12 protein-coding genes are annotated in these 11,198 nt (G+C 71.1%); 2 read left to right on the forward strand and 10 right to left on the reverse strand.

Annotated elements, in window-relative coordinates; all coding sequences use genetic code 11:
* Both rimK and ACESL7_RS07760 read right to left on the reverse strand, forming a co-directional pair.
* A partial coding sequence (gene rimK, locus ACESL7_RS07755; protein ID WP_372892742.1) for a 30S ribosomal protein S6--L-glutamate ligase occupies window positions 1-1,401 on the reverse strand: 1,401 nt, incomplete at its 3' end.
* A 101-nt stretch (window positions 1,402-1,502) separates the two neighbouring features.
* Window positions 1,503-3,167, reverse strand: coding sequence for a tetratricopeptide repeat protein (locus tag ACESL7_RS07760; RefSeq protein ID WP_372892743.1), 1,665 nt, complete (start codon window positions 3,165-3,167; stop codon window positions 1,503-1,505).
* Between the two features lie 123 nt (window positions 3,168-3,290).
* On the opposite strand from ACESL7_RS07760, the gene msrB reads away from it, so the two are divergent.
* Window positions 3,291-3,758 carry a peptide-methionine (R)-S-oxide reductase MsrB gene (gene msrB, locus ACESL7_RS07765; protein WP_372892744.1) on the forward strand — a complete coding sequence of 156 codons (468 nt, stop codon included), beginning with the start codon at window positions 3,291-3,293 and terminating at the stop codon, window positions 3,756-3,758.
* A 126-nt stretch (window positions 3,759-3,884) separates the two neighbouring features.
* Here msrB and ACESL7_RS07770 read toward each other — a convergent pair whose 3' ends face one another.
* On the reverse strand, window positions 3,885-4,514 hold the full coding sequence (locus ACESL7_RS07770) for a J domain-containing protein (protein ID WP_372892745.1): 630 nt from the start codon (window positions 4,512-4,514) through the stop codon (window positions 3,885-3,887).
* Between the two features lie 75 nt (window positions 4,515-4,589).
* On the opposite strand from ACESL7_RS07770, the gene ACESL7_RS07775 reads away from it, so the two are divergent.
* Complete coding sequence (locus ACESL7_RS07775; protein WP_372892746.1) at window positions 4,590-4,847, forward strand: BolA family protein; 258 nt, start codon at window positions 4,590-4,592, stop codon at window positions 4,845-4,847.
* Between the two features lie 4 nt (window positions 4,848-4,851).
* On the opposite strand, the gene ACESL7_RS07780 is transcribed toward ACESL7_RS07775, so the two are convergent.
* The 7 genes from ACESL7_RS07780 to ACESL7_RS07810 form a co-directional block, all read right to left on the reverse strand.
* The gene (locus tag ACESL7_RS07780) at window positions 4,852-5,274 is read right to left on the reverse strand and encodes a DUF4177 domain-containing protein (RefSeq protein WP_372892747.1); all 423 of its coding nucleotides are present in this window, start codon (window positions 5,272-5,274) and stop codon (window positions 4,852-4,854) included.
* Window positions 5,275-5,497: 223 nt separating this feature from the next.
* Window positions 5,498-5,650 carry a hypothetical protein gene (locus ACESL7_RS07785; RefSeq protein ID WP_372892748.1) on the reverse strand — a complete coding sequence of 51 codons (153 nt, stop codon included), beginning with the start codon at window positions 5,648-5,650 and terminating at the stop codon, window positions 5,498-5,500.
* A 47-nt stretch (window positions 5,651-5,697) separates the two neighbouring features.
* Window positions 5,698-7,209, reverse strand: coding sequence for an Asp-tRNA(Asn)/Glu-tRNA(Gln) amidotransferase subunit GatB (gene gatB, locus ACESL7_RS07790; RefSeq protein ID WP_372892749.1), 1,512 nt, complete (start codon window positions 7,207-7,209; stop codon window positions 5,698-5,700).
* Window positions 7,210-7,277: 68 nt separating this feature from the next.
* Window positions 7,278-8,483: a hypothetical protein gene (locus ACESL7_RS07795; protein ID WP_372892750.1), complete on the reverse strand. Its 1,206-nt coding sequence runs from the start codon at window positions 8,481-8,483 to the stop codon at window positions 7,278-7,280.
* A gap of 102 nt (window positions 8,484-8,585) precedes the next feature.
* Window positions 8,586-9,461 (reverse strand): lysophospholipid acyltransferase family protein, encoded by an 876-nt coding sequence (locus ACESL7_RS07800; protein ID WP_372892751.1) that lies wholly within the window; start codon window positions 9,459-9,461, stop codon window positions 8,586-8,588.
* A gap of 123 nt (window positions 9,462-9,584) precedes the next feature.
* Window positions 9,585-10,022 (reverse strand): hypothetical protein, encoded by a 438-nt coding sequence (locus tag ACESL7_RS07805; RefSeq protein ID WP_372892752.1) that lies wholly within the window; start codon window positions 10,020-10,022, stop codon window positions 9,585-9,587.
* On the reverse strand, window positions 10,015-11,198 hold a 1,184-nt coding region (locus ACESL7_RS07810; protein WP_372892753.1), incomplete at its 5' end, for a DUF3458 domain-containing protein. The genes ACESL7_RS07810 and ACESL7_RS07805, both read right to left, overlap by 8 nt.

Below are 11,198 nucleotides of genomic sequence, written 5' to 3' on the forward strand. Positions count from 1 at the left end.
GCTGCGCGTGCCCGTGCTGCGCCGTCTGCGCACCGGCGTCGGGCGCACGCGGCGCTCGATCTCGTCGTAGAGGAGGCCGGCGACGTTCTTTCGGCTGACGGTTTCGATCCCCTCGAGCCCGGGGGAGGAGTTCACCTCCAGCACCTTGGGCCCGCTCTCGGAGCGCAGGAGGTCGACGCCGGCGAGATTGAGGTTGAAGGCGCGCGCCGCGCGCACCGCGGTCTCGCGCTCGGTGCGGGTGATGCGCACGCGCACGGCCGAGCCGCCCCGGTGGAGGTTGGAACGGAAATCGCCGTCCGCACCGGTGCGCTTCATGGCCGCGACAACCTTGTTGCCCACCACGAGGCAGCGCACGTCCTCTCCGGCCGCTTCCTTGACGAAATCCTGCACGAGGAAGTTGGCCTTGAGGCCGCGGAAGGCGTCGATCACCGACTGCGCGGCCTTCTTGGTCTCGGCCATCACGACGCCCTTGCCTTGCGTCGATTCCAGCAGTTTCACGATCAGCGGCGCGGTGCCCACGAGCTTGATCAGGCTGTCGGTGTCCTTGGGGCTGGAGGCGAAGGCGGTGTTGGGCATGCCGATGCGGTGGCGCGCCATGAGCTGATGCGCGAAGAGCTTGTCGCGGCTCGCCGCGATCCCCTCGGAGCCGTTGATGCAGAAGGTGCCGATGGTCTCGAACTGGCGCACGACGGCGGTGCCGTAGGGCGTGACCGAGGCGCCGATGCGCGGGATCACCGCGTCGTAGCGCGGCAGGCGCTTGCCGTCGTAGTGCACCTCCGGCGAGAGCGCGTTGATCGCCATGTAGCAGCGCGTCGTGTCGATCACCTCGACCGTGTGGCCGCGCCCCTCGCCCTCCTCGCGCAGGCGGCGGGTGGAGTAGTTGTCCTCGCGCGAGAGCACGGCGATGCGCAGCGCGCGGTTGGGCGCGACGCTGCGCATCTTGGGGCTGTGGTAGACGTCGTAGCTGAGCTCGGGCTGGCAGAAGCGGTCGGTGGCGATGATCGTGATGTGATCCTTGAGCGCCTCGCGGCCGAGCAGCATCCGGCTCTGCATCGTGGCGCGGTTGGTCAGCGTGAGCTCGATCCGCCAGCTGTGGTCGGCGACCCGCAGCGTGGAGGCGATGACGTAACGGCTTTCGCTCTCGCCGTTGGAGGAGGTGACGGTCCGCCGGTCGAGGATCACCGCCGAACAAGGGATCACCACGTCGTCGCGGCCGGGGATCGGATGCACCGTGAAGCGCACCCGCGGCTTGGAGGCGGGGCCGAAGGTCTCGATGTCCCAGGCATGCAGCGCGGAGGTCCGTGCGCCGGTGTCCACCTTGGCCCTGAGCGCCGGCAGGCCGAGATCGGGCAGGGCCACCCATTCCTCCCAGCCGAAGCGGATCAGGTCGTCGTCGGCCATGCAGTCCTCCTTGTCGGAACGGAGCGTAACGGCGTCACGCCCGAAGTCCACCGGCCGGCCATGCCGCCGCGCGCCGGCACGTGCAAGCGGGTTCGGACGCGTCAGGCCGCGCGCATGGCCGACCGCGCGCAGAAGCAGGAGGCCGCGACCGCCCGGTCGGCGCGCGCCTCGGCGATGGCGAGGGCCTGCGCGATCGGCGCGATCTCGTCGCCCGGCGCGGCGCGGGCGCGCAGGCAGTCGTGTAGCCCGCGCAGCGACCAGACGTTTCCGGGATGCACCTGCGCGCGTGGCAGATCGCCGCCGAGGCCCAGATCGGCGCGATAGACGGCCTCTGCCTCGGTGTGCCGGCCCTGTTCCAGAAGCAGCGCCCCGAGCGCGTGGCGCGAGGGCTGCATCCAGCCCCAGGGCTCGTCGTAGGGAAGCGCGTCCTCCGCCGCGACCGCCTGGCGAAGCGCGCCGAAGGCCGCGTCGTGCGCGCCCTGACGGTAGAGGATCTCGCCACGCAGCATCGCCTTCGCGATCTCCATCAGGTCCACGACCCGGTTGTTGTGCAGAAGCCGCGTGTCGGGGATCCGGCCGAGCGCCGCGAGAAACCGCACTTCCTCGGCTTCCGCCTCCTCGGGCCGCCCGAGCGCGGCCAGCGCGACGCCGCGGGCATAGAGGCGCGTCGCCTCGTGCGTGCAGAAGAGCGCGGTGTCGTCCTTCGCGGGCAGCTGCAGGCAGGCCTCCCAGCGTCCGAAGCGGATCAGGACATGCGGCTCCATCGCCAGATAGCTCTCGAAGAAATCCGCCATCGGCGGCGAGTCGAGGCGCAGCAGCTCCTCCGGGACGGTCGCCTCCATGCCGCGCACCGCCTCCAGCGCCGGCGCGATGCGGCCGAGAAAGAGCGCGCCGTAGATCACGAAGTGATAATCGTGCAGGCGGTATCCCGAATAGACGTTCATCGCGCCCGCGCGGGCGAGGTACCTCAGATCCGCGGCCACCGCTCGCTCGTTCCAGTGCACGGCGTCGTGATACTGCCCGCAGAGCACGTCGACATGCGTCGGCATGTGCACGAGGTGGCCCGCGTCCGGAACGAGGCCGCGCAACGCGTCGGCCTCGCGCAGCGCGCGCTCGGGGTGCGGCGACATCTCCATCAGGTGGATCCACATGTGCAGAAGGCCCGGATGGGTCATGCCGCCCGGCCGCGACAGCGCCTGCTCGAGAACCGCCATCGCCTCTTCGGTCGCCGCGCCGTCGGCGGGCCGCCCGGTCGCGAGGTCCCACATCTGCCAGGGCGTGCAATCCATCAGCGCCTCCGCGAAGAGCGCCGCGATGTCGAGGTCGTCCGGGAAGGCCGCATGCACCCTGCGCATCGCGTCGGCATAGGCGCGGTCCCAGTCCGACTGATCGGGCAGGGGATCGCGCTGCGGATAGCGCGCGGCGAGGGCGTCGATCAGCGCGGCCTCGGCCGGCGCCGCCCCGTCCCCGGCGGCGCGCGCGGCCTGCAGCGCGTCGTGGGCCGCGGCGAGGGCGCGCGCCTTGCCGGTTTCATCCATCACGCGCCAGGGCATGTTGTAGTTCGGCCCGAGCGCATAGGCCCGGCCCCAGTGCGCCATCGCGCACCCCGGGTCGGCCGCCGCGGCGCGCTCGTAGCAGGCCACCGCCTCCTCGTGGTTGAAGCCGTAGGTCCAGGCCAGCCCGCGGTCGAACCAGCGCTGCGCCGCCTCCGACGCGGTGCTCACGCGGCGCCCGTGCCGCCCGAGGTCGTAAGGATAGTCGTCCATCTGCATCTCCGTCGCCCGGGCGCAGCCTAGCACGGTCGCGGCCGGCGCTCACGCGATCCTGTACGGCGCGGCGTTGATCCGGCGGCGGCACCGCCCCACTTGCCCGGGGAAAGGAGACACGCCATGCATCGCAGAGGGTTTGTCGGTGGCGCGCTCGCCGGTCTCGGGGTCGGCGCGCACGTCGCCACGGCAGAGGAGACATTCGAGGTGACGCGCACGAAAGAGGAGTGGAAGGCCCGGCTCTCGGATCTCGAGTACCGGGTGATGCGCCGGGAGGGCACCGAACCGGCCTTTTCCTCGCCGCTGCACGACCTGAAGGCCGAGGGCGTCTATCGCTGCCGCGGCTGCGAGCAGCCGCTTTATTCCTCCGAGCACAAGTTCGACAGCGGCACCGGCTGGCCGAGCTTCTACAAGCCGATCTCGGAGGAGGCCGTCGCCACGAAGCGCGACTGGAAGCTGATCGTGCCGCGGACGGAGGTGCACTGCGCCCGCTGCGGCAGCCACCTCGGCCACATCTTCGACGACGGCCCGCCGCCCACGGGCAAGCGCCACTGCATCAACGGCGTCTCGCTCGTCTTCGAGGACGCCTGAGCGCCCCCGGTGCAGGACCCAAGCACGGGGCGCGCGGGATCAGGGTCGCGCAGCGGCCCGCCGCGCAACGCCGGCAGCCGGGGCGAAAAACCTTTCAAGGTTTTTCCCCCGCACCGCTGCCGGCGGTCACTTGAAGTGCCGGCTGTCCTTCAGCTGGTCCCAGGCCCACATCACGAGCTGCAGCTGCTCTTCCTGGCTGCGGTCGCCGCCGTTCATGTCCGGGTGCAGCACCTTGATGAGCGCCTTGTAGCTCTTGCGGATATCCGCCTTCGACCAGTCGTCGCGCCCGTCGAGAATCTCGAGCGCGCGCCGCTCGGTGGGTGGCAGGCGCCGTCCGACGGGCGCGCCGTTCTCGCGGCCCGGGTTGCGCGTGGCGTTGTCGCCCAGCACCTGATGCGGGTCCTCGATGCCGAGCCGCGCCCATGCCCGCGCCTCCGGATCCCGGAAGTCGCGCGTCTGCCGGTCCCAGACCTTGTCCTTCGACATCTGCGCGTTGAGCTCGGCCTCGGTGGTGCCCTCGAAGAAGTTCCACTTGGTGTTGTACTCGCGCACGTGATCCTTGCAGAACCAGTAGAAATCGTCGAGCACGTCGGGGGCCTTGGGCGCGCGGTAGAGCCCCGCCGCCTCGCAGCCCTCGTGGTCGCAGCGCCGCGTCGAGGTTTCCGACGCACCGGACATGGCCCGCCGTCCGCGAGGTTTCTTCTTCTTTGCGGAGGACACGGAGATGTCGAATCCGAAAGGGTCGGGTTTGCGCATCGTCTCACCTTTTCGACTCGGAGGCGGAAGTTTAGACTTCAGGGAGTGAATTTGAAGGGGTTGCAGAGGGTAAAAATGTCACGCACCGAAGAGATACGTCATGCGCTGGAGACGGCCTTCGCGCCCTCTCAGCTCGATGTGGTCGACGAGAGCGAGCGCCACCGCGGTCACGCGGGCTACCAGGAAGGCGGCGAGAGCCATTTCCGGGTGAGCATCCGCGCGCCCGCCTTCGCCGGACAGTCGCGCCTCGCCCGTCACCGGGCGGTGCACGCCGCGCTCGGGCCGGACCTTGTGGGGCGCATTCACGCGCTCGCGCTCGACATCGACGCCTGAGCGCTCAGCGCTCGCCCCCGTCCCGCCGCACCGCCCAGAGGCGCCGGCCCGCCGGCTTGTCGGCGACGCCGCGCTCCTCGTGCTCGCGGTCGGCGCGCAGCACGCCGGGCAGGGGCATCGCGTCGCCCGGGTCCGCGCGCCCGGGCGCCTCGCCGGTCACGGCCTGCAGCGGCGGCCCGTCCTCCGTCGCGCCGCTGCGCGCGCGGCGGAAGATCAGCATCGTGCGCCACTGGGTGACCCGGCCGCCGAGGCCCTTGCGCTCCTCCGAGGGCAGGGTCTCGGCGCGCAGGTACTCCCAGCCCTCGGCGGAATGCGCGTTCATCAGCTTCTCGACCGAGAGGGCGAAGCGGGCCTCCGGCGCGCGGACGCCCTTCACTTTCTCCGCGCGCGCGGGCGCAGGCACCACCTTGTATTCGTAAGCGGACATCGCGCCCTCCAGCCGTTGGCGGCGCATACGCTAGCAGGGCGGGCGCGCGAAGGCCAGCTTGCGGCGCGGCGTCACTCCGCCGGCGGACGACGACGGGCGTCGATGCGCCGTGCCTCCGCACGCAGGAGCAGGATGCCCACCCCTGCGACCGTCAGGGCCGCGAGCGGAACCGCGAATTCGAAGAGCGTCATGCGCGGGGCTCCTTCCTGAGCATGACCATAACTTAGTGCGCCGCGACGTGCAGCGCCAGTCCGGCGACGCGCCACCACAGCGTGAGCCAGCCGAGCGCCGCGCCCCGCTCGACCAGCGGGCGGATCAGGGCGAAGGCGATGAGGCCCAGCCCAACCGCGTTCAGAAAGCCCGAGAAGAGCTTCACCGCGCGTCGCGAACGAGGATCGCGTCACGCAGCGGGCGCATCGCGCCTCAGAGCCCCAGCTTCGCCGCCACGATCTCGTTGACCGCCTTCGGGTTGGCCTTGCCGCCGGTGGCCTTCATCACCTGGCCGACGAACCAGCCGGCGAGCTTCGGGTTGTCCCGCGCCTTCTCGACCTGCGCGGGGTTGGCGGCGATGACCTTGTCCACCTCGGCCTCGATGGCGCCGGTGTCGGTGACCTGTTTCATGCCGCGCGCCGCGACGATTTCGGCCGGGTCGCCGCCCTCCGTGTAGACGATCTCGAAAAGATCCTTGGCGATCTTGCCGGAGATGTCGCCCTTCGCGATCAGGTCGATCACGGCCCCGAGCTGCGCGGGGGAGACGGGGCTTTCGGTGATGTCGCGCTCGTCCTTCTTGAGCCGGCCGAAGAGCTCGTTGATGACCCAGTTCGCGGCCTGCTTGCCGTCGCGGCCGCGGGCCACCTGCTCGAAGTAGTCGGCGGCGGCGACCTCGGCGGTCAGCACGCCCGCGTCGTATTCGGTCAGGCCGTAGTCGGCCACGAAGCGCGCCTTCTTGGCGTCCGGAAGCTCCGGCAGGCTGGCCGCGATGTCGTCGACCCAGCCCTGTTCGAGTTCCAGCGGCAGAAGGTCGGGATCGGGGAAATAGCGGTAGTCGTGCGCCTCCTCCTTGGAGCGCATCGAGCGCGTCTCGCCCCGGTCGGGGTCGTAGAGGCGCGTCTCCTGCTCGATGCTGCCGCCTTCCTCGAGAATGGCGATCTGGCGGCGGGCCTCGTGGTCGATGGCCTGCTGGATGAAGCGCATCGAGTTCATGTTCTTGATCTCGCACCGCGTGCCGAGGTGGGCCGGATCGCCCGTTTCGATGAACTTCTCGTAGGCGCCGGGGCGGCAGACCGAGACGTTCACGTCCGCGCGCAGATTGCCCGACTGCATGTTGCCCTCGCAGGTGCCGAGGTAGCGCATGATCTGCCGCAGCTTGGTAAGGTAGGCCGCCGCCTCCTCGGGCCCGCGGATGTCGGGGCGCGAGACGATCTCCATCAGTGCGACGCCCGTGCGGTTGAGGTCCACGAAGGACATCGAGGGATCCATGTCGTGGATCGACTTGCCGGCGTCCTGCTCGACGTGGATGCGCTCGATCCGGACGCGGCGCGCGATGCCGGGCGCCATGTCCACGAGCACCTCGCCCTCGCCGACGAGCGGGTGGTAGAGCTGGCTGATCTGGTAGCCCTGCGGCAGGTCCGGGTAGAAGTAGTTCTTGCGGTCGAAGGCGCTCGCCAGGTTGATCTCGGCCTTCAGGCCCAGACCCGTGCGCACCGCCTGCGCGATGCAGTATTCGTTGATCACCGGCAGCATCCCCGGCATCGCCGCATCGACGAAGGCGACGTTGGAGTTGGGCTCGGCCCCGAACTCGGTCGAGGCACCGGAGAAAAGCTTGGCCTGCGAGGCGACCTGCGCGTGCACCTCCATTCCGATGACCAGCTCCCAGTCGTGGCGCGCGCCGGCGATGACCTTGGGCTTGGGCGGTTCGAAGGCGAGATCGAGCATGAGACGCTCCCCGGGGACTGCGACGCGCATGGGGTAGCCAAAGCGGCCGGCGGGCGCAATCCTGCGCGTCAGCCTGCCCGCAACAGCCCGGCCGCCTCGTCGAGCGCGGCGCGCGCCAGGCGCTCGCCGGTTTCCATCGCCGACATCCGGTCGCCCCTGTGGCCGGCCGTCTCCGCCCAGACGACGGGGTGAATCTCCGTCATGTGTTCGCGCAGGATCCGGTAGCCGGCGTCTCGCACCTGCGCGCGACGGCCGGCGATCGCGCTGTCCTCCGCGGCGCCGCGCCCCCGGCGATCGGGCGCGAGGGCGCAGAAGGCGGCGAGCTGATTGAGCAGGTGCTGGTCCTCGTGGCGCAGGAGAATGTCGTCGATCCCCTGCACGAAGCGCACGATCTCCACCCGTTCGAAGCCGCGCGGATCGGCGAGAAGCGCGTCGCGCCAGCACCATGTGTAGCCGCCCGCCCCCCAGATGTCGGCGGTGCGCTCGGCGGTGGCGCGGGCCGCGCGGTCGAGGTCCCCGAACGGGCCGAGGCCGCGCGGGCGCAGCGCGCGGCCGAGGGCGCGCATGTGGCTCGGATTGGCCGGATCGAGGTCGATCAGGTCCTCGTAGAGATCCGCGAGATGGGTCGCGTCGGCCTGCCAGACCGGTGCCAGCGTGCAGTGCACGGCGGCAAGTGCAGGGCTGTCCAGCGCGATGGGATCGAAGTCCTCCAGCACATGGGCGGCCTGCGCGAGATGCGCATGGTAGTCCATGCGCTGCGCCACCGGCAGAGCGGCGGGCGCCGCGTCGCCGCGGGCCGCCTCGGCGGTGGCGATCTCGGCCCAGGCGACGGCGAGCGCACGGCCGGCCTGCTCCGGCGCCTCGGCACGGATCTCGTGCAGCCATGCAAGGCCGGGCGCGGTGGCGCCGTCCGGGCCGGGCTCCAGTGCGTCGGTGACCGCGCCCCGCGCCAGAAGCTCGGCGACGAGCGTGCCGCCGGGCGTCGCGGCGCGGGCCTTGTCCGTCTCGCGGATCAGCGCGTCGAGTTCGTCCCAGCGGTCCTGCCGCGCGAGGAAAAGGCCCTGTCCCCCGTAGCTCTTGGCGTCGTGCTCGTCGCGGGTCACGTCGCGCACCGGCAAGGTCGCGGCGCCCGCGGTGGCGCGCCGCCGCGCGGCCCGTGTCGCACCGACGCGAAGCGGTGCCGCGTCCCGGACCGGCGGGCCCTGCGGGGCGGTCTCCGCCGGCGCGCCGACCACGCCGAGAACCCGCCTGAAGATCATGCCGAGGGCGCTCATGTCGCGCCACCCTTTCCCCGTTGCGCCATGCCCCCTTGTCGTGGCGCAATCGGGCATAAATCGGGCGACGGCGGGAAAAAAACTCGCGCTATGCGTGTCCGCTCAGTTGGAACTCGTCTGCCGGCTCCAGGATGGGCGGCGCGTGTTGTCCACGAGCGAGACCGCCGGCGCGCGATGGCCGCCGAGCGCGAGCGTCGCCCGGCGCAGGAGCGTGATGCCCTCCTCCGAGCGGGCCGGAAGCGAGCGCGGCGAGATCGCCTCGCCCACGGTGATCCGGTAGGGCTGGCGGTGCTTGTTCAGCGTCTCGTGGAAGAGCGTGATGTCGCGCAGCGTCGGGTGCAGCAGGTCGAAGAGATAGAAGAGCGCGGAATTGCGCGCCCGGATGTTCACCGGGATCACCGGCAGGTCGAACTTGCGCGCGATCATCGCCGCCGAGGGCATCCACTCGCGCTCGTGCAGGCTGAGCCCGCGGCGCTTGGCGAGGCGGCCCGAGGGGAAGATCACGCCGAGGCGCCCCTCGTCCACGGCCTGTCGCGTGTAGGCCATCGTCTCGCGCGTCTTGCCGTGGGTGCGCTTTTCCCTCCGCCATTCCACCGGCGCGATCATGCGCTCCATCTGCGGCATGACACGCAGGATGTCGTGGTTGGCGAAGAAGTAGAGATCCGGCCGCAGCTCCGCGAGGGCGGCGTGCAGCATGATGCCGTCGGCGATTCCCGTCGGGTGGTTGGCCACCACCAGCGCCGCGCCCTGCCGCGGGATGTTGTCGAGGCCCGTGGCCTCCATGTCCTGCGCGAGGCGGCGCGCCATCTCCTGCATGATGCACTCGGGCGGCAGGTGCTCCAGCGTCTCGCCAAGGGCCACGGTGCGGTCGTAGCCGAGTATCGCGTTCAGCACGGTGCGCGCGGGGGCCACTCCGGGCCTTTCCGAGAAAAGCCAGGGCGCGCGTTCAGCGATCAGCGGGTCGATCCTGTCCTTCATGGCGCCCTTCAACATCTGCCCTGCGACGATCGTATGACGGCGACCCGAAAATTGCACGGATCGACAGAAGCTGAAACCCCCGAGGGTGCGGTCCGGTTCCCGCGGGCGACAAGACGCCCAGTTCTAGAAGAGCGCGAAATGATGCCGCTCGGTGCGCAGGCCGCGTTCTGCCAGCGCCGAATCCAGCGTCCGCCATGGCGGGAGGCTTTCCTGCGGCAGGCGGATCCTGCGGCCCGAGTGGAGCACCAGCGTCACCTTGACCGACAGATCGAGCCGCGTGTCGAAGCGCACGCGGTCGATCTGGCCGAAGACGACCTCGCCCTCCGCGCGGCCCGCGTGCCAGCGGATGCGGTCGTCCTCCAGCGCGAGGCCGGCCCGGCGGTCGGACACGAGATCCCAGACCGCCGGCAGGGTGAAGAGCGCCGGTATCGCCACGACCCAGAGCGCGGCGTCGAGAAGGACGACCAACGCCACGATCACGGCCCAGACCGCCACGAGCACGAGCGCCGTGCGCCGCGTGCGGCCCGTGCGCGCGAAGCGGAAGGGCGCAGGCTCAGGCAAGCATCCGCCCGACCATCTCGCCCGCGTCGCGCGAGAGCCCCGGCGTCGCCGCGATACGCTCCAGCGCGGCCCGGGCGTGCGCCTGCCGGCCCGCGTCGTAGCGGCGCCAGGTCTGGAAGGCCGTCATCATCCGCGCCGCGGTCTGCGGGTTGACGGGATCGAGCCGGATCAGCCAGTCGGCCAGCAGGGCATAGCCCGCCCCGTCGGCCCGGTGAAAGCCCGCGTGATGCCCCGCGAGCGCGCCCAGCACCGCGCGGAAGCGGTTCGGGTTCTTCATGTCGAAGGCCGGGTGCCCGGTCAGCCGGCGCGCGGTCTCCACGGCGCGCTCGGGCGGCGCCTCGCTCACCTGGAGGGCGAACCACTTGTCCATCACGAGGCGGTCGTCCTGCCAGCGTTCGTGGAAGGCGGCCAGTTCGGCCGCGCCCTTTCCCGCGCGCAGGAGGCAGGCGAGCGCCGTGAGCGTCAGCGTCATGTTGTCGGCCCCGGCGTATTGCCGCGCGGCCAGCGCGCCGTCGTCGCGGCGCGAGATCAGCCCCAGCATCGCGTTGCCCAGCGCGCGCTTGCCGGACTGTTCCGCGTCGGGCGCGTAAGGCCCGGTCACGCGCATCGCCTCGTAGAGTTGCGGCGCGAGGTCGGCGAGGTGAAGCGCAAGCGCCTCCTTCAGCCCCTCGACCGCGCCCCAGATCGCGTCCGGGTCCGGCGTCTCGCCCCGGTCGGCGAGGGCCTGCGCGAGTTCGGATTGCGTGGGCAGCGCGAGCATCTGCGCACGGAAGGCCGGCTCGAAGCTCTCGTCGCGCAGGATCGCGGCGACGCCCTCGAGCCAGGCGGCGTGCGGCGCGGCGCCCGTGCGAATCGTGGCGATCAGGCTCTCGCGGGCGAGCGCGCGGCCCGCCTCCCACTTGTTGAAGGGGTCGGTGTCGTGCGCCATGAGAAACGCGCGCTCGTCCCGGTCCGCCGCGCGCTCCAGCACCACGGGCGCCGAGAAGCCGCGCAGGATGGAGGGGACGGGCTTCGACGCGAGCCCCTCGAAGGTGAAGCTCTGCCGCGCTTCGGTCAGTTCCAGAACCCGGGTCGGCGCCACCTCGTCCCCGTTCGGGGACAGCAGGCCCACGGCGATCGGGATCACCAGCGGCGCCTTCTCCTCCTGCCCCGGCGTGGGCGGCGTGCGCTGCGCGA

The organism is Rhodosalinus sp., from assembly GCF_041685465.1.
Classification (GTDB): domain Bacteria; phylum Pseudomonadota; class Alphaproteobacteria; order Rhodobacterales; family Rhodobacteraceae; genus Rhodosalinus.